This is a genomic window from Maridesulfovibrio sp., from assembly GCF_963677005.1.
GTDB lineage: Bacteria > Desulfobacterota > Desulfovibrionia > Desulfovibrionales > Desulfovibrionaceae > Maridesulfovibrio.
The window spans coordinates 3,559,734-3,577,500 of sequence record NZ_OY781616.1; the positions used below are offsets into that span (position 1 = coordinate 3,559,734).

The 17,767-nt window shown below is 50.8% G+C and carries 14 protein-coding genes and 1 other RNA gene; 6 read left to right on the top strand and 9 right to left on the bottom strand.

Features of this window, described 5'->3' with window-relative positions; genetic code table 11:
- Positions 1-58 precede the first annotated feature (58 nt).
- From rnpB to ACKU4E_RS15690, 5 genes are all read left to right on the top strand, one after another.
- Positions 59-425, top strand: an RNA gene (rnpB, locus tag ACKU4E_RS15670) — RNase P RNA component class A.
- A 108-nt stretch (positions 426-533) separates the two neighbouring features.
- Positions 534-1,733, top strand: a complete 1,200-nt coding sequence (gene ispD, locus ACKU4E_RS15675; protein WP_320172021.1) for a 2-C-methyl-D-erythritol 4-phosphate cytidylyltransferase — start codon at positions 534-536, stop codon at positions 1,731-1,733.
- Positions 1,734-1,735: 2 nt separating this feature from the next.
- Positions 1,736-2,617 (top strand): hypothetical protein, encoded by an 882-nt coding sequence (locus ACKU4E_RS15680; protein ID WP_320172022.1) that lies wholly within the window; start codon positions 1,736-1,738, stop codon positions 2,615-2,617.
- Between the two features lie 45 nt (positions 2,618-2,662).
- Entirely contained in the window at positions 2,663-4,120 is a 1,458-nt protein-coding gene (cysS, locus tag ACKU4E_RS15685; RefSeq protein WP_320172023.1) for a cysteine--tRNA ligase, read from the top strand.
- 107 nt (positions 4,121-4,227) lie between these two features.
- The gene (locus tag ACKU4E_RS15690) at positions 4,228-5,931 is read left to right on the top strand and encodes a CHASE4 domain-containing protein (RefSeq protein ID WP_320172024.1); all 1,704 of its coding nucleotides are present in this window, start codon (positions 4,228-4,230) and stop codon (positions 5,929-5,931) included.
- Between the two features lie 577 nt (positions 5,932-6,508).
- Here ACKU4E_RS15690 and ACKU4E_RS15695 read toward each other — a convergent pair.
- The 9 genes from ACKU4E_RS15695 to dnaE all read right to left on the bottom strand — a co-directional run bounded on the left by ACKU4E_RS15695 (position 6,509) and on the right by dnaE (position 16,240).
- Positions 6,509-8,176, bottom strand: coding sequence for a glycosyltransferase (locus tag ACKU4E_RS15695; protein WP_320172025.1), 1,668 nt, complete (start codon positions 8,174-8,176; stop codon positions 6,509-6,511).
- 5 nt (positions 8,177-8,181) lie between these two features.
- The gene (locus tag ACKU4E_RS15700; RefSeq protein WP_320172026.1) at positions 8,182-8,928 is read right to left on the bottom strand and encodes an OmpA family protein; all 747 of its coding nucleotides are present in this window, start codon (positions 8,926-8,928) and stop codon (positions 8,182-8,184) included.
- A 43-nt stretch (positions 8,929-8,971) separates the two neighbouring features.
- Positions 8,972-9,727, bottom strand: coding sequence for a MotA/TolQ/ExbB proton channel family protein (locus ACKU4E_RS15705; RefSeq protein WP_320172027.1), 756 nt, complete (start codon positions 9,725-9,727; stop codon positions 8,972-8,974).
- A 6-nt stretch (positions 9,728-9,733) separates the two neighbouring features.
- A complete protein-coding gene (locus ACKU4E_RS15710) occupies positions 9,734-10,846 on the bottom strand; it encodes a FapA family protein (protein ID WP_320172028.1) in 1,113 nt (370 codons plus the stop codon).
- Positions 10,847-10,875: 29 nt separating this feature from the next.
- The gene (locus ACKU4E_RS15715; protein WP_320172029.1) at positions 10,876-11,205 is read right to left on the bottom strand and encodes an STAS domain-containing protein; all 330 of its coding nucleotides are present in this window, start codon (positions 11,203-11,205) and stop codon (positions 10,876-10,878) included.
- Positions 11,187-11,618 carry an ATP-binding protein gene (locus ACKU4E_RS15720; protein WP_320172030.1) on the bottom strand — a complete coding sequence of 144 codons (432 nt, stop codon included), beginning with the start codon at positions 11,616-11,618 and terminating at the stop codon, positions 11,187-11,189. Before ACKU4E_RS15720 ends, ACKU4E_RS15715 begins: the two co-directional genes overlap by 19 nt.
- A gap of 135 nt (positions 11,619-11,753) precedes the next feature.
- Positions 11,754-12,221 carry a D-aminoacyl-tRNA deacylase gene (dtd, locus tag ACKU4E_RS15725; RefSeq protein WP_320172031.1) on the bottom strand — a complete coding sequence of 156 codons (468 nt, stop codon included), beginning with the start codon at positions 12,219-12,221 and terminating at the stop codon, positions 11,754-11,756.
- Between the two features lie 3 nt (positions 12,222-12,224).
- Positions 12,225-12,611 (bottom strand): 6-carboxytetrahydropterin synthase QueD, encoded by a 387-nt coding sequence (gene queD, locus ACKU4E_RS15730; RefSeq protein WP_320172032.1) that lies wholly within the window; start codon positions 12,609-12,611, stop codon positions 12,225-12,227.
- A gap of 101 nt (positions 12,612-12,712) precedes the next feature.
- Positions 12,713-16,240, bottom strand: a complete 3,528-nt coding sequence (dnaE, locus tag ACKU4E_RS15735) for a DNA polymerase III subunit alpha (RefSeq protein WP_320172033.1) — start codon at positions 16,238-16,240, stop codon at positions 12,713-12,715.
- Between the two features lie 195 nt (positions 16,241-16,435).
- On the opposite strand from dnaE, the gene ACKU4E_RS15740 reads away from it, so the two are divergent.
- A complete protein-coding gene (locus tag ACKU4E_RS15740; protein WP_320172034.1) occupies positions 16,436-17,632 on the top strand; it encodes an SLC13 family permease in 1,197 nt (398 codons plus the stop codon).
- Positions 17,633-17,767: the final 135 nt, after the last annotated feature.

Below are 17,767 nucleotides of genomic sequence, written 5' to 3' on the forward strand. Positions count from 1 at the left end.
TGTTTTGTCTTCGGCTTGCCCGGCCGGAGGATTTTTCGGGGGGCAACGTTTAATTTTTGGAGTCGGACGGATCATCGCCGCGGCCATTATGGCCGGGGAGGAAAGTCCGGGCTCCGCAGGGCAGGACGCTGGGTAACTCCCAGCGGAAGCAATTCCGGGAAAGTGCCACAGAAAACAGACCGCCACGGTGCATAGCGCCGGGGTAAGGGTGAAAAGGTGGGGTAAGAGCCCACCGGCGGATATGGTGACATGTCCGGCCAGGTAAACCCCGTCCGGAGCAAGACCAAATAGGGAAGTGTTTGAGGCCGGCCCGGCCGAGCTTTCGGGTAGGTTGCTTGAGGTGTATGGTAACATGCATCCTAGAGGAATGATGATCGTCCGCCGCAAGGCGGATACAGGACCCGGCTTACAGTCCGACTCCTTTTTCTGTTCAAGAATATTCGGGCAGCCTTCGGGCTGCCTTTGTTTTATCCGGCGAGTTTTTTAGCTGAAAACTGTGTGACAATATTTCAGGCTAGCGAGGAAAATATATAATGAGCAAATCCGGTGAAGTCTGGGCCGTCCTTCTTGCCGCGGGCAGTGGAACGAGACTTGCGCAGGCAGTTGGCGGGGTAAAAAAACAGTTTCTCAGCTGGAAGGGCTTCCCTCTCTTCTGGCATTCAGCGCTCACTTTTTCAAAGACACCCGCCATTAAGGGGATTGTGTTCGTGTTTCCTCCCGATCAGGTTGAGGAAATGCGTGAAACAGTCGCCGGCCTGGACGGCAGTGATTCCCTGGGACTTCCCTGGCGAGTCACTGCAGGCGGAGCCCGCCGTCAGGACTCGGTATTTAACGGCTTGAACGAACTTCCTTCCCGGTGTACCCATGTGCTGGTGCATGACTCGGCCCGTCCTTTTGCCTCGGCGGCAATGGTTACTGAAATAGTCGAAATGCTGCAGGACGGAACTGAAGCTGTGGTCCCTGCTGTAGAGGTCACTGATACGGTCAAGGAAGTTGACGGTGATGTGGTCCGCAAGACTCTGGTGCGTTCCCGGCTCAAAGCCGTGCAGACCCCGCAGGGATTTTCCCTGCCGGTCCTTTACGCCGCACATAGACAGGCGGAGGAAGAAGGCTGGGATGTAACCGATGATGCGTCCATGGTGGAGATGGCCGGTCGGGAGGTAAGAATATGCCCCGGAGAGGAAGGAAACGTGAAAATAACCAATCCTGAAGACCTGAAACGTATTGAGGATGAAACCAGAACCCTGCCGTGCGTGGGCTGGGGATACGATGTGCATCGCTACGGCGAAGGACGTCCCATGGTTCTGGGCGGCGTGCCGATTCCCGGGGGACCTCAGGTCATAGCTCATTCCGATGGTGATGTTCTGCTGCATGCTTTATCCGATGCGATCCTCGGGCTGTTCGGCGGCGGAGATATCGGGTTTCATTTCCCGGACACTTCTGCGGAGTGCGAAAACATGTCCAGCGGCATTATTCTGAAGGAAGTCATGGCCAAAGCCGAGGAAGCCGGGGTGGAGATTGTTCATGTCGACCTTACGGTAATTGCCCAGATTCCGAAGCTTGCCCCCCATCGGGAACTTATCCGCAAGAATGTGGCTTCGGTAATGGGGCTGGACAGATCGCAGGTCAACGTCAAGGCGACAACTGAAGAGAAACTCGGTTTTACCGGAGAGAAGAAAGGCATCAAAGCCGTTGCTGCAGTGACCGGGGTAAAGACCTTTTCCCGGAGTTGATGATGGGCAGCGGAAAAACCTTATGGAAACTGCTTGCTGTTCTGGTTGTTCTATCCGGACTTCTGGCCGGCGGGTATTTTTTTCTTGAGGATTTTTCTGCGGCAAAGGTCAGAGAGGTTGCCGGGCGCTACAGCAATGTAGTGCGGTTTGATTTTGAGCGGGCAATAATAAATCCTTTTGACCGCACATTTCATATCTGGGGAGTTCATTGCGATTTTGCGGTGGGATCAAGCCTTTCGGCAGACGAGATCGTAATCGAGAAGTTTGACCGGGAACATGATGTACCCTTGTTTTTCAAGGGAAGCGTGAAAAATGTTTCCGTTCCGGTTGATTTCATGAATTTCGGTTCCTATGCCTCGGAGATCCGGAAGCTCGGTTATGAAAGCCTTAATTTTGACCTTGAGGCTGACTACATATATGAAGACCGGACAAGACGCCTTTCAGTTAAGAATCTCGGTTTTGACGGTTCGGATATCTGCCGGATAAGCGCAGGATTTGACCTTGGCGACATGAAGTTGCAAAGTCCGGGACTTAGCGGGATGATCGGGGTGAGCATGCTTGACGGAGGGCTGGTTTATCATGATCATTCCCTGACCGGAAGGGTGCTTGAACTTTCGGCCTCCGACGAAAAGCTCGGAATAGGGGAAATAAAGGCCAGATTGCGGGAACGGCTGCAGCTTCGAATACAGGAAGCCAGAAGTCTCGGAAACGGTTATGCGGAAAATTTTTACGCCGGGTTGCAAAAATTTATTGATAACCCCGGCAAGCTGGTGTTCAGGGTGGACCCCGAAGAACCTGTTCCACTTCTGTACCTGTTCATGGGCCGCGATTTTGAGGAATTGCTGGGCATCTACGGGGTAACGGTGGAAGCCGAAAATCTGTAACAGTTCAGGTCCGATCGAATTTATTCAAGAAAATAAGGAGTGGCTATGCGCCTTTATAATACGCTCAAACGCAAGAAAGAAGAATTTGTTCCCTTAGACGGAAACAAGGTGAACATGTATGCCTGCGGTATAACTGCCTATGACCTCTGCCATATCGGGCATGCCCGTTCTTCCGTGGTTTTCGATGTTCTGGTTCGTTACCTGCGTTTCAAGGGGTATGATGTTACCTTTGTTCGGAACTTTACGGATATTGACGACAAGATAATCAACCGGGCAAATGAAACGGGTGTGACCGCCACCGAGCTGGCTGAAAAATTTATCGGCGAATTTTACGTTGACATGGACAGGCTGAATATTCTGCGCGCAGATATTGAGCCCAAATGTACCGAGCACATTCCGGAAATGATCAGGCTCACCTCCACTCTTATCGAGCGCGGACATGCCTATCCTACTCCTTCCGGCGACGTTTATTTCAAGGTCCGTTCCTTTGCCGATTATGGAAAGCTTTCCGGCCGTAATATCGAAGACCTGCAGTCCGGTGCGCGTATACAGCCGGGTGAAGAAAAAGAAGATCCTTTGGATTTTGCTCTCTGGAAGGCGGCAAAGCCGGGTGAACCTTCCTGGGAAAGTCCGTGGGGACAGGGCCGTCCCGGTTGGCATCTGGAGTGTTCGGCCATGAGTGAAAAATATCTGCCTCTGCCTTTCGATATTCATGGCGGCGGTCAGGATTTGAGCTTTCCGCACCATGAGAATGAAATCGCCCAGAGCGAAGCTGCTACCGGTAAGGAAATGGCCCGATTCTGGGTGCATAACGGTTTTGTGCAGATCAATTCCGAAAAGATGTCCAAATCTTTGGGCAACTTTTTTACCATCCGCGATATTCTGGGCAAGTTCCTGCCCGAAACATTGCGTTATTTCCTGCTGACCATGCACTACCGCAGCCCTCTTGATTTTTCGTTTGATGCCCTTGAAGAGGCGGAAAAGGGAATCCGCAGGGTTTACACTGCTCTGGAGCAGACGGCGGAAGCCCTGCAGAAGACCAAATGGTCCAAGGCTGCCCTGCCTGCAGAGGTTACGGATGAAATCGCGGAAGCCGAAAAGGGCTGGGCCGAGGCCATGGAAGACGATATGAATACCGCTGCGGCATTGGGGCATATTTTTACCCTGATCCGTCTGGCTGGGCGTATCGGCGAGGAAAAATCATGGCGTAAGAGCGAGGGCGGGCGTGACGCCTGGGCTCGTATTCTGGAAGATGTGAAAAAGTGGGGAGAAGTTCTGGGTATTTTTACCGCTGAACCTGCTGTCTTTCTGGAAAATCTGAAGCAGTGCATGCTTGAACGCAAGGGAATTGACGTTTCACGGGTTGAAGAGCTTGTCGCCGCGCGTCAGGATGCAAGAAAAAATAAGGATTTTGCCCGTTCGGATGAAATCCGGGATGAACTGGCCGAGCTCGGTATTGAAGTGAAGGACACCCCTCAGGGACCGGTCTGGAGCGTTATCTAGCTTTTCTGCACCATATGGAATTCTTTGAAACCGGACTTAAGTCCGGTTTCTTTTTTTCTTCCGGGGAGGTATGGTAGAATTTCACTGGTAACAAACATGAGGTGTGAATGCGCTTAGGTCTGAATGGTAAAAGTGTTGTCGGTGTTTTCTTCTTCTGCGCGGTTATTTTTTTTGTGGCGTGGCTGGGGGCCTCGCTGCTTACGGAGCGCAGCTCCGGCAAGATTGAAAAAGTACTCATGGAAGAAAACCTGACCCGGGCCTCCTATGCAATCTCTGCGCACGTCCAGGCGCTGGAAAATTCCTGCCGTGACTGGGCCTGGTGGGACGATAGCTATGAGTTCATGGAGCATAGGAGCCAAAAGTACATTGAATCCAACCTGACCGACGATGTCATGATCAACCTTAATCTTGACCTGCTCGTATTTTTTGATCGGGGTGGGAGAATCTACGTCGAGAAGAGTTCGGATGAAGCTGCAGCTCAGCTTGAATGTTTTGAAAAGGATGGCTGCAACGGCAGGAAGTTAATAAATCAGTGTACTGATCTGGGTAAATCCGGGTTGATCCGGGTAGGGCACAAGATCATGATGGTTTCGGTTCAGAAAGTCCTGAACAGCAACATAGAGGGGCCTTCACGCGGGACTATGCTTATGGGCAGGTTTTTTGGTGATGCCGCCATCAGCCGCCTTGGTGACGAGTTGCTGCTTAAACTTGCTTTCAGCAATCTCGGCAGGAATAATACGGACGCGGTCTTTTTCAGTGATGTTAAAGCCGGTGACAAAACCATACAGGGCTTCAAGTCCCTGGATGATATTTTCGGAAGGCCTCTTGTGCTTCTGCGGTTGGAAATAAACCGGGACGCATACAGAATAGGCAGCTCCATGACCAGAATTTTCGTGATCTGCTTTCTGGGAGCTGTCGTGGTCATTGGTATAGCCACCGGTGTACTTGTAAACCTGAATTTTGTTACCCGGGTGAAGTTCCTGCAGTCCCAGTTGAAAGGTAAATATTTTGTCGGGCCCTATACCCGCAGTGTTCTACTGAGCGGGAACGATGAACTTACCGATCTTTCCGTGGCCATAAATAAGACGCTTGAGAGGTTGCAGGAAGAAAGGGAGAAGGCGATTGCGGCCAGCAAAGTGAAGAGTGAGTTTCTCGCGAATATGAGTCATGAATTGCGTACCCCCATGCATTCAATACTGGGCATGGTGGAACTCTTGAATGAAACAGATCTCAATGAGGAACAGCGCGAATTTTTAAAAATAACCGGTACTGCCGGCGAAGCCCTGCTGTCCATCATTAACGATGTTCTTGAAATTTCGAAAATCGAGGCCGGGCATCTTGAAATTGAGCACCAGACATTTCTACTGCGGGAGATGGTGGGGCGGGTCGTTAATGTGTTTCATAATGATGCCGTGCGGAAAAATATAGCCCTTACTTTTTCGGTGGCTGATGATGTGCCGGAAAAGGTTGTGGGTGACCCCGCCAGGATAAGGCAGGTTTTGAATAACCTGATAAGCAACGCAATCAAGTTTACCTCCGGCGGCTCCGTTGCTGTGGAGCTTTCCATGCGCGACGATGGTAGAGTTCTTTTTTCTGTCAGAGATTCCGGGATTGGTATTTCCGGTGAGAAAATAGGTATGATTTTCGACAGCTTTACTCAGGCGGACTCCTCTACCAGCAGGAAATACGGCGGCACCGGACTGGGATTGCCCATTTCCCGCAAACTTGTGTCGTTGATGGGCGGGGAAATGAATGTGCAGAGCAAAGTAGGGGAAGGGTCCGTATTCAGCTTTTACGTGAAACTTGGATGATTCTTGACTGGAATACATTTAGACTGGTATTTAAAATTTAGATTGTTTTGATGTTTGCTTATTGACAAATTTTATGTAGAACTTAATTCAGAAAAAGAAACCCGATAAGTCTTGTGAGGTTTAATATGAATGATGTTCTCGGACTTCTGGCTGTCTTTGCCGTAGTCTTGTTAATCGTAAAAGTTATTATTCCCAAGTTGGGCATTGCCCCGTGAGGCTCCGGTAAGAAAAGCTGCAGTTGGCAGCCTGCGGAGAATAATGACGAGGATCACGGAGACAAGTAACATTTGCAGTTGCGAAAACAGGTGAGCAAAGACGCCTGCTAAAATGGAAATGTTGAAGCTTTTGATTGCGGATTCTTTCTCTTCCCGAGGGGAGGGGCTTCTTTGCTTCTTCTGATCAGGAAGGATCATTTTAAACATTAAAAAGACAGTGTGCGAAACCGTACACTGTCTTTTTTTGTGCATGGTTATTTGTAACCGGTAGGAGAGACTTTTTGCTTCGAGTCCTACTGATAAATCAGAACAGAGGTGTCACCAAAGGAGCTTTATGACGAAATATGCTGGATTAATTCTGATCAGGCATACACCTGGCGCATGCATTCAACGAGTTTTGTTATGCGGCAATCATAGGTGTGTTCGGCCAGAATCCTTTTTCGCGCCGCTTTTATTATTCTTTCTCGCGCTTCCCGGTCACCTAGATATCTTTCGATAAGTTCCGGAATTTCATCTCGCGTGGAATAGATTGCGATTTCCCTGCCGGGCTCGAAAAGATTTTCCACCTGATAACGATGGTCGGTAAGTAGAAAGCCGTTGCAGGCAGGCACGTCGAAGACTCTCTGGTTTACGGCCCCTTTCATCTGCTGGCTGGTGCAGTTGAAATTAATTTTCGAGCAGGGGTAAAAGCGCGGCAGGTCTTCGTAGTAGGAGAGTTCACTGTGATATTCCCACGAATCGGACCCGGCCAGAAGCAGCTTCCAACCGTCATCTCCGACGATGAGCGGGTTGTACGGGAGTGTCTTTTTTACGCATGAAAGGCGATATTCCAGCGTTGCCTGCCAGATGACCAGAGTTTCAAAGGCCAGCTTTCGGTAGGGTGAAACAAGATTTTCATAATGAGTCAGAAGATGTGGAAAATCAGTGCGTAGAAAGTTCTGAACCGATGGCTCCGATTTTTCCCCGAAAGCGCCGGCAATGTCTTTCCATTTTTCAAGGAGAGGACCGTTGAGCCTTGCTGCCTCAAGTCTGCGGGCTGTCTTGTGAACCATTGAGTTGCCGACAAAGGAGATGTCTCGTGCCCACTTGCTTTCCGAACAGACTTTTGAAGGTAGAAATCTTGTCTGGTCCGTGCCCAGCGGAAGATGGAAGATATTGTTGAAGCCCATTTCCCTGAGGGCGTCCATCCTGTCTGCGTCCCAGGTGAAAATTGTGGTGGATGTGTCTGCCTGCGCTTTATACAGGGGCAGGATGAGCATGGGATTATCCACGAACCAGGATGCCAGCGGGATTTTGAATTTATGCAGCAGGGAGTTCAGCACTCCTTCCTGATCCACCCCCAGATGGTTGACCGTGAGTACGAAATCCGGTCGGAAAGAGGATAAAGCCGTTGAAATACGCTCCACGAAATGGTCCAGATCCATTTCCTTGGCGTCCATATTTATGAGCATGTGCGGAATGTCCCGGCGCTGGCATGCGGCGACGATTTCCCCCATAAGGAAATACTGGCTGGTCAATAGCAGTATGCGTGGAGCAGAGCCTTGGAATTTCGGCCGAGGCAAGGGTGCGCTTTCTTCATTGCCGTTGTCCTGAAGAAGTTTTTCCACCTGCAGATAGAAGGGGGACAGGCGCAGGTAGAACGGGATTTTAAGGAATCTGACTCCGCGGTCAACGGATGTGGAAAATTTTTTGATCTGTCGTGCAGCGTCAACTGGTGATGAATCTGTAATCCAGACCACATTGGGGGAATCCGGCAGCCTGCCGCGCAGACCGGTTGCTTCGAGAATCTCTTTTTCTGTTTCCAGTATGAGCAGCGGTCTGTCTCTGCGGGCGGCAAGTAATTCCGCAGCAATCCCTATTCCGGACCCGGCCAGCAGGGGGACTTCGTCTTCGGCGACAGTTTCCGCAAGTTCCGTTTCCTTTCTGCGGCCGAATTTGCCCCACATATGCTGAGTTTTGCCGTCTCGAATGATGCGAACATCATAAGGTCCGGATTCATCGGTGAGGAGTTCTGCACTGTATCCGGCCATTTTAGTTACCACGTATCACGGGCCGGTTTGTGGAAATAGAATTCCACTCTGCGGTTCTTTCTGCGGTTTTCTTCAGTATCGTTTTTTACCAGAGGCTGGGTGTCCGCATATCCTACAGCTTTGAGCCGTTTGGGCTCTATGCCGCCTTTTTCTATGATGTAGCGCAGGGCACTTGCCGCTCGGGCAGAGGAGAGTTCCCAGTTGGTCGGGTATTTTCTGGAAGGGGTTTCCTGATTGTCGGTGTGACCGCGCACCACCAGATTGTAGTTGTGGTCCTTCATTATGCTGATCACCTTGTCCAGAACCTTGGTTGCCCCCGGTTTTAGCTGAGCCGTGCCGGGCTGGAAAAGAGATGCTGTGTCCGTGCTTACCAGAACACCGTCCTGATCCGCTTTCACGCCGGTGGATTTGCGGGTGGCATCATCTTCGTTGATGAGGGCCTTGATGCGTAGAACCAGTCCCAGCAGCCGCTTGTCGTTGCTATCCATTTTTATTTCCTTCCTCTTCAGATCGGAAGGAACAAGGGCCAGGTTATCTGCCTCCCTTCTTTCCACCGTTACCCCGAAAGCATCGCGGATAGAGCCTAGGAGCTCCTTGAATTTGGCAACGTCATTGTTTGCAAAAGAGAGCAGCAGTACGAAAAAGCAAAGCAGCAGGGTAACCATGTCCGCAAACGTGGCCATCCACGGAGGGAGCCCCTCTTCCGGCGGTGGGCTGTCATCTTTGGGTTTGATAACAACTATTTTAGCCATGGCTTATTCCGGATTCCGGTGTGCTGCATAGCATGTGTCTCTGCTAGGAAGAGGCATCGCGCATTGCCGGTGCAAGGAATGCCTGCAGTTTTTCCTTTACGATTGAGGGGTGTTCTCCTTTTTGGATTGCCACTACACCTTCAACCATTATTTCCATGAACAGAGATTCCTCAAACGAGCGTTCTTCCAGCTTTTTAGCCAGCGGGAGAAATACAACGTTGGCTAGAATGGAGCCGTAAAGAGTCGTCAGCAACGCAACCGCCATTGCCGGACCGATGGCGTCCGGGTCGCTCAGGTTTGAAAGCATCTGCACGAGCCCTATGAGTGTCCCGATCATCCCGAATGCCGGGGCCATGGTCCCCATGCCTTTCAATACACCCTGACCCTGAAAGTGCCTCTTTTTCATGAAATCTATCTCGATTTCCATGATTGAGCGGACCAGATCTCCGTCTGTTCCGTCGGCAACGAGGATAATGCCCTTTTTCAGGTACTCGTTGTCTATGGCGACCTTTTCAAGCGCCACAAGGCTCTCTTTTCTGGCCGTTTCGGCAAGAGCAACAATCTGGTCGATGATGGCTTTGGGGTCGTTCGGTTTGGCAAAAAAGCCCTTGAGCGCAATCTTGAAAGATTTGAGGACAACTCCCATGGGAAACATAATAAACGCCGAAGCGAATGTTCCCCCGAAAACAACTACAACGGAAGGAGGGTCGATGAAACCGCCGGCGTTGCCGCCCATTATGATGGTGGCGACAATGAGGCCGAAGCCCCCCAGAATTCCGATTAAGGTTGCAATATCCATAGTGTATTATTTTTTTAAAGCGGGTGACCCCACTTTGATTTCATTGTCTTTATAGTAAAAGAATACGTTTTCCAGAGGTTGATCGACCTGCATGTAAGCCGGACCGATGCTTATTTCCACCCCCGGTTTTATCCTTCCCCCAACCATGATGCGACAGTTTTCAAGGTTTTCCGTCTGCCGTATCCTGTTCCACAACTGCTTCTTCTTGCCTTTGAGAAATCTGATTTTCATCTCGTTCTTCTCAATCTTTCGCGTAAAGTCGTCAGTTGTGTAGATACCGTTACTCATGGACTTCTGCACGTCTTCAACATCGGCCATGAGGATGGATATCTGGGCTGAAATTTTGTCTATCTGCAACAGAAGCAGAGGGTTATAGCCTACGATGATCTGAGCCTGTGTACTGAGTCCTCCGCCAAGCTGTTCCCCTACATAGACATATTGTCCACTATAACATTTGCCCCCGGCAAATCTACCTTTTACTGCAAATTTGCCTTCACAATATATTTTAGTGTGTATGCAGTTTTTATCAATGATAATATTTCCACCACTTACAAGTGTGACATTTTCGCAGAAGGCCGTCCGCAGTGTTTCCCTCGATTCGACATGGCCCTTGCTGTTTCCCTTGATTCCGCCATTGCACTTCAGGAAGCCTGCGGCGTGCACGTTGGCCTGCTCTATTACGCCCTTGACGTTTATATTGTTGGCTTTTACGTCAAGCCCGGATTTTATGGAGCCGTGTACTACAAGGTCGCCTACAAAGAATATGTTTCCAGTGGAAAGACTTACATCCCCTCTTACATTCAGGAGTTCCTTGACCGTGATAAGACCTTTTTCGTTGTAGAAAACATAGCCGTTTCTGGTGGCGATGAGCTGGTCGGGATTGTCCGGGTTAACCTTTGTGTTCGGGCCTTTCGGAAATTTTTTTACTGGAAATCTGCGGTAATCGGCTGGACAGGAGCGGTCTTCGTTTTCAGGTGTCCATTGAGCCAGAACCTGACCGGTGATAACACTCTGGACGTAGCCCATATTGTAGTAGTCTACGCTGCCGTCGACATTTTCTATAGGCTTGAGGTTGAGGTGGTCGAAGTCTGGATCAAAATAATGTCTCAGGCAGGGCATGTTTGGAACTCCGGGAGCTGTGCTGAATTTTATGGAATTTCCCGTTCATCTTCAATCACGGAAAAAAATGAGATCAGCCGCACCAGTTCCAGTGTCTTGCATATCTGTTCGCTGGGATTGAGCAGGTACATATTCTTGTTGTTGCTTTTAAGCCGGGAGTTCAGGGAAACAAGAAAGCCTATGCCGGAGCTGTCCAGAAATCTGGCTTCTGAAAGATCGGCAATGACTGTCGTTACCTCAGGGCTTTCGCTCTTGAGTTCAACCTGCTCCTTGAAATCATATATTGTTTCAATTGTTATTTCCCGACCGCATTTCAGAGTAAGGGTGCCGTCAGTTACCATTATTCTTTCCTCTGCCATTGTTCTTCCTTTATTCTGCGGGTCAGCTTGATTGTGTTTTTGCCATCTTCCTGGATCAGTTCAAACGAGTCCATCAGTTCGGACATTATGAACATGCCGCGCCCTCCAACCGCTTCCGGCGCAGGCATGGTGAAATCTATCGTTTTGGCGCAGATGCCTTTTCCCCAATCTGAAATCTCGAAAATGACGTGTTCTCCAGGAACGACTGTAACAGCCAGTTCCAGCCTGTTACAGGGGGCATCCGTTTCATAGGCGTGGCGCGCGACATTGGAGCATCCCTCGGTCAGCACCAGATCTATGTCGTGAAGCAGGTCTTCATCCGCTATGTATTGTTTGAGAATGTGGATGGCCTTGCGCGCAACCTCCCTGCTTTCCTCCGGGGTGGGAACTGCTGCCAGCACGAAATTATGCATGAATGCTCCAGATGGAATTCCCGGCGCTCAGCCGGTCTTTTCGGTTGCTGTTGATTAGGACTCCCGAAACACGTCTCTATTTAATATACCTAATCCTCACGTTTTAGCAAAAGATGTCAAGCCAAAACCGGAAAATCAGGAAAAATCTTTTGAATCCAGTATGATTGTCACCGGTCCCCAGTTTACGAAATCCACATTCATCATGGCTCCGAATTCTCCGGTGGCGACTTTCCCAGGCGCTTTGGATGCCGCCTGAGCGGCGAAAAGATCGAAAAGCCGGCGGGCAAGATCCGGTTGCGCTGCTTCCGTAAAGGAGGGACGGCGTCCTTTTTTGCATGAAGCGTAAAGGGTGAACTGGGAAACCAGCAGCATGTCGCCGGAAATATCCGCAAGCGACCTGTTCATGCGCCCTTCCTCGTCTTCAAAAATGCGCAGGCCGATCATTTTATCTATGAGAGTGTTCCATACCTTGGAGTCGGGAAGATTCTCGTCATCATCGCCCCCGAATCCGACCAGAACCATTATCCCCGGACCGATCTCGCCGACTGTAGAGCCTGCGACATCTACGCGGGCCCGGCTGGTACGCTGTATGACAAGCCGCATTTTCTAATCCTCAAAATAAGTTGCGACAGAGGATTCCTTTTCCGAAACAGAGGCGTAAACCACCCGGACATGTTCCGTGGCGATTCTTTTTTTCATCTCTTCATAGATATACCGGGCGATATTTTCAGAAGAAGGGTTGCGGTGCTCGAAATACGGAATGCTGTTCAGGTGCTTGTGATCCAGAGTGTCCAGCACTTCGCCAAGTTCTTTTTTGAGAACCTTGAAGTCCACCAGAATTTCAACCCGGTCGTCCAGCCTGTCTCCTTCCACTTCAAGCTCAACGCCGAAGTTGTGCCCGTGCATGTTTTCGCACTTTCCGCCGTAGTTGCGCAGTTGGTGCGCTGCGCTGAATTCCTTTTTCACCTTGAGGCGCCATTTGCCTTTGCTCATATCTTTCTCCATGAATTTGTGTCCGGTCCGGAAGTCCCTGCGGAGGGTTCTTCTACCCTAAAGAGAACAGGGTATCAAATCCCGTTTCGGCACGGGTATTTTTATTGTACCGCAGCCTTCCGGCCGTTACCGTTTCTGCGCCACTGGTTGAATTCCCGCCAGAAATCTCCGTTGGGGCGGATGTTGTAGCCGTGTCCAAGCCGCAGGGAGCAGATGGCTTCATCCAGAAACAGCTGCAGTGTGACCGGAGCGGAGCCGGGATAGCCGCTGAGGATCGCTTTTAATTCTTCGATTCCTTCCTGGGTGCAAAGAGTGTGGTGAACGGGGAGAGGGACTGCTTCCTCGCAACCAGCCTGGGCGGATTCGAGCAGAGTCACTTCCTCCGCCAGAACCTTGGCCTGTTTCGGCCCATCGGAGTCTCCGTTTTCCTGATCGCGCAGGTCTATCTTGCCCTTGACCAGCAGGGGCTGGTCCTGATCCAGAAATTTGGCTGCAACCTCATATGTGTTCGGCAGCATGGTCAATTCACCGGCCCCGGTCATGTCTTCCATCTGGCAGAAGGCCATCTTGTCGCCTTTCTTGGTGATGTATTCCTTGTAGGAGGGGATGACTATGCCGAGGCGAACCTGAGATCCGTTGCCCATCTGCTTGCAATCTTCAATTGTAACCAGACCTAACCGGTTCATTTCGTGTCTGAAGGAGAGCAGCGGGTGGCAGGTCAGGTAGAAACCGAGAGCTTCCTTTTCAAGACGCTGCATTTCCTGATCATCCATTTCCGGCATGTTGAATTCTTCAAAGGAGATGGTCGGCGTTTCCGTGCTGTCTTCCGCTCCGCCGAGCATGTCCAGCATGTTTATCATGCCGGATTCCTTTTCCTTGGTCTTTTTCTGGCCGTATGCAACTGCCTTGTCCAGAGAGGCGATCAGTCCTGCTCTTGAAACACCGAGGGAGTCCATGGCCCCGGCCCGGATCAGATATTCCATGACCCTCTTCGTTACCCGGCGCAGGTTGACCCTTGTACAGAAATCAACGAGGTCATTGAATGGTCCGTTCTTCTTTCTTTCGGCCACGATTTCATCAATAGCTTCCTCGCCAACGTTCTTGATTCCGGCCATGCCGTAGATTATGTCGCCTTCGTACACCGAGAAACGGGCCATGCCCAGATTTATGTCCGGCTGGCGTACGGTTACGTCCATATCCCGGCAGGCATTGATGTACATGATGATCTTTTCGGTGTTGTTCATTTCAGTACTCATGAGCGCTGCCATGAATTCCACCGGAAAGTGAGCCTTGAGGTAGGCTGTGTAGTAAGAAATAAGCGCGTACGCGGCCGAGTGTGATTTGTTGAAGCCGTAAGCCGCGAACTGTTCCATGAGGTCGAAGATGGCGTTGGCCGTTTCCTCGGGAATCTTGTTTTCCCGTGCACCGTCCAGAAAACGGACCCTGTGCTTGGCCATTTCCTCAGGAATTTTTTTACCCATGGCCCGGCGCAGCAGGTCACCCTCACCGAGGGAGTAGTTGGCAATGGTCATTGCCGCGGCCATAACCTGCTCCTGATAGACTATGACACCGTATGTGGCAGCCAGACTCGGTTCCAGAGTGGGCCAGAGATATGTTACTTCAATCTCCCCGTGCTTGCGTTTGATGAATTCGTCAACCATTCCGGAGCCGAGAGGGCCGGGACGGTAGAGGGCGAGCATCGCGATGATGTCCTCAAAGCAGTTCGGCTTGAGCATGCGCAGGTATTTGCGCATGCCGGATGATTCAACCTGAAAGACCCCGTCCGTATCGCCCTGACTGAAAATTTCGAATGTGGTCGGATCATCCAGAGAAAGGGTGTCCAGATCAGGTGCTTCCTTGCCCTGATCGCGGATGATATCCAGACAATCCTCAATGACGGTCATGGTGCGCAGTCCCAGAAAGTCGAACTTGATCAGGCCGACTTTTTCGACCTTTTTCATGTCGTACTGGGTTACGATTTCACCCTTTTTTCCGCGATATAGAGGCAGGTAGTCGGTCATGGGCTTGTCGGAGATAACGACCCCGGCCGCATGAGTGGAGGCGTGGCGCGACATTCCTTCCAGACGCTTGGCGATATCCATGAGCTTGGCTATCTTGGGGTCGGTGTCCACCATGTTCTGCAGTTCGGGGATGGCCTTTACCGAGTTTTCCACGGTAATCTTGGCCTTTTTTACCCCAAGAAGCTGGGCGATGACCCCCGGATCGTCCGGAATGAGCTTGGCGATGGGATCGGTTTCGGAAAAATGCATGCCCAGGGCACGGCCCACGTCCTTGATTACCGCCTTGGTCTTCATGGTGCCGTAGGTGGTTATCTGGGCAACGTGGTCCCATCCGTATTTTTCGGAGCAGTATTTTACAACCTCCAGACGGCGGCGTTCGCAGAAGTCCACGTCGATATCAGGCATGGAAACACGTTCCACGTTGAGGAACCTTTCGAACAGAAGATCGTAAGGCAGGGGATCGAGGTTGGTTATGCGCAGAGACCAGGCCACAATGGAACCAGCTGCCGATCCTCGTCCGGGGCCTACGGGGATGCGGTTGTTCTTGGCCCAGTTGATGAAGTCCTGCACGATGAGAAAGTAGGCCGGAAAGCCCATCTCGGTAATGACTCCCAGCTCGTATTCAAGGCGGTCCCAGTATTTCTTTTCATCAATTTCGTAAGGGGCGTTCTCAATGCGTTTTTTCAGACCTTCCCGGCACAGCCGTATAAATTCAGTATCAAGTGTCATCCCTTCTGGAAGTTCATATTCCGGGAAGTAGTAGTTGCCGAGCTCAATCTCAAGGTTGCACATTTCGGCAATGCGCTGGGTGTTGGCAATGGCTTCCGGTACATGGGCGAAATACTGCTCAAACTCTTCGGGCGGCTTGAAGTAAAGTTCGTTTGTTTCCATGCGCATGCGCTTTACGTCGTCCACCTTGTTCTGGGTCTGGATGCAGAGCAGCAGGTCGTGGGCTTCGTAGTCATCCTGAGTCAGGTAATGGCAGTCGTTGGTTGCCACCAGAGGAAGCCCGGTGCGTTCGGCGCACTGGATGAGCAGGTCGTTGGCCTGTTCCTGTTCACGTACACCGTTGCACTGGATTTCCAGATAGAAGTTGTTCGGAAAGATTTCAGCGTACTGCCGGGCCATATCAACACCTGCATCAAGACCTTGCTGCGTCAGGGAACGGCACACTTCCCCGGCAAGACAGGCTGAAAGGGCGATTATCCCTTCACTGTATTTGTTGAGCAGATATTTGCTGACTCTCGGTTTGTAGTGGAACCCTTCCAGATAGCCCAGCGAGACAAGTCGGATCAGGTTCTTGTAGCCCTGCTGGTTCTTGGCCAGCAGTACGAGGTGGTAGCGCTCGCGCTTTTCCTTGCTCTTGTGTGCGTTTTCGTCATCAATGTCACCGGGGGCGACATATACTTCGCATCCGATGATCGGTTTTATGCCCATTTCCATGGCGGTCATGTAAAAGTTAACCGCTCCGAACATGGAGCCGTGGTCGGTTATGGCTACTGCCGGCATGCCGAAGTCCTTGGCCTGCTGGCACAAGTCCTTGATGCGGATGGCTCCGTCAAGCAGACTGTATTCGGTATGGACGTGGAGATGAACAAATTCAGACATGGTATCCTGACCTGTAGTATATATGAGTAAAGAAACGGTCCTATTTATTTTTCAGGGCAAACGTCAACAACGAAGATTCACCGGACGAGATGAGCTCGGCATCGGAATACGAAAAAATCTTGCGTTATCGGATCGTTGACGAAAGCATATCCACATGCAAAAAAAATGTGAAGAAAATACAAAGGCGGAGTCCGCATGGAAGTTTCGGCCATCTATATATATGAAAGAACACCCCTGATACTGCTTTTCGCCACCGGTTACCTGCTCTATCTGGTTATGTCCGGAGCCGGTCTGCCCGGCTATATGGCCGCTAGGGCAGTCCGCTTCAGCCGGGGAAGGGCGGATGCGTTACTGCTGTCACTCATAGCTGTTTCCGCAGGGCTCTCCATGTTTATTCCCAATGCGGTCACAGTGCTGGCGATGCTTCCGGTTATCCGCAGGCTGGCGGAAAAATCTCCTGATCTGACAACTCCCTTGACCCTGTCGATAATTTACGGGGCCAATATCGGCGGCATGGGGTCTTTGATAGGCAGCCCTGCGAATATGCTGCTCATTGGTGTCCTTGATTATTTTGATGTGCCGGGAAGGGGCGAAATCTCTTTTTTCAATTGGTTTGAATGGGCTCTCCCTTTGGTGCTGCTGTTCCTCGTTGTTGCTTGGCGTGTTGCCTGCGTGGCTCTTAATGATCGGAAAATGCGATTTTACACTGAAGAAATCGCTGTGCTGCCGTTTCGCCCGAGTCATGCAAGGGGGCTTGCTGTGCTGGCCGTCTACATCGGTTACTGGCTGCTTTCCTCCATTGCAGCAGAATTCAGTCCTGTCCTTCGGAAATATGAACCGCTTGGCGCAGGTATTTTCACTCTGTTGTTTTGCGGCTATGTCTTCGGGACTGGTCTGGTCCGTCCGCGTGATCTGATACACCGGTTGCCTAAGCGGGGTATTGTTCTTCTTGGTGCGCTGGGACTTCTTCTTGTCCTGGCCGGGTTTTTCAGGCTGGATGAACATGCCGCGGATGGCTTTTCCCTGCTGCTCAAATACATTGAGCAGGATGGTTGCGGCGGGTTTACGGTATATCTCGCTGTTGCCTTTGCAGTAATCATGTTAACTGAGTTTCTAAGCAATACGGTTGTATCTACAGCCTTTTTTGCTGTGGTTGTCCATATGGCAGGAATCTGTGCGCTGGAGCAGCTGCCTTTGTTGATTCTGGTCTCTACAGCCTCGACCTGCGCTTTTATGACCCCTGTAGCTACACCATGCAACAGTCTGGCAGTGGGGGAGATGCGCGGGGTTTCGTTACGGGCCATGCTGCTGCTTGGAATGCTTTTGAATGTCGTGGGTGCTTTTCTGCTCTCGATCTGGATAAGGGAGGTAGTCCCTCTGGTATACGGATGATCTTCTTCGAGATCAGCAATTACACGCGTTAATAATACGCAACAAACAAGAAAAGCTCGATTACATAAACAATAATTCAAAAAGCAGTTGACTCTGCGGATCAAATTCCCTAGAAGTTCTTTCCCTGCTGACGAC

Coding starts and splice junctions, on each gene's coding strand:
- ispD (WP_320172021.1), top strand. CDS start 534: ATGAGCAAATCCGGTGAAGTCTGGGCCGTCCTTCTTGCCGCGGGCAGT.
- ACKU4E_RS15680 (WP_320172022.1), top strand. CDS start 1,736: ATGGGCAGCGGAAAAACCTTATGGAAACTGCTTGCTGTTCTGGTTGTT.
- cysS (WP_320172023.1), top strand. CDS start 2,663: ATGCGCCTTTATAATACGCTCAAACGCAAGAAAGAAGAATTTGTTCCC.
- ACKU4E_RS15690 (WP_320172024.1), top strand. CDS start 4,228: ATGCGCTTAGGTCTGAATGGTAAAAGTGTTGTCGGTGTTTTCTTCTTC.
- ACKU4E_RS15695 (WP_320172025.1), bottom strand. CDS start 8,176: ATGGCCGGATACAGTGCAGAACTCCTCACCGATGAATCCGGACCTTAT.
- ACKU4E_RS15700 (WP_320172026.1), bottom strand. CDS start 8,928: ATGGCTAAAATAGTTGTTATCAAACCCAAAGATGACAGCCCACCGCCG.
- ACKU4E_RS15705 (WP_320172027.1), bottom strand. CDS start 9,727: ATGGATATTGCAACCTTAATCGGAATTCTGGGGGGCTTCGGCCTCATT.
- ACKU4E_RS15710 (WP_320172028.1), bottom strand. CDS start 10,846: ATGCCCTGCCTGAGACATTATTTTGATCCAGACTTCGACCACCTCAAC.
- ACKU4E_RS15715 (WP_320172029.1), bottom strand. CDS start 11,205: ATGGCAGAGGAAAGAATAATGGTAACTGACGGCACCCTTACTCTGAAA.
- ACKU4E_RS15720 (WP_320172030.1), bottom strand. CDS start 11,618: ATGCATAATTTCGTGCTGGCAGCAGTTCCCACCCCGGAGGAAAGCAGG.
- dtd (WP_320172031.1), bottom strand. CDS start 12,221: ATGCGGCTTGTCATACAGCGTACCAGCCGGGCCCGCGTAGATGTCGCA.
- queD (WP_320172032.1), bottom strand. CDS start 12,611: ATGAGCAAAGGCAAATGGCGCCTCAAGGTGAAAAAGGAATTCAGCGCA.
- dnaE (WP_320172033.1), bottom strand. CDS start 16,240: ATGTCTGAATTTGTTCATCTCCACGTCCATACCGAATACAGTCTGCTT.
- ACKU4E_RS15740 (WP_320172034.1), top strand. CDS start 16,436: ATGGAAGTTTCGGCCATCTATATATATGAAAGAACACCCCTGATACTG.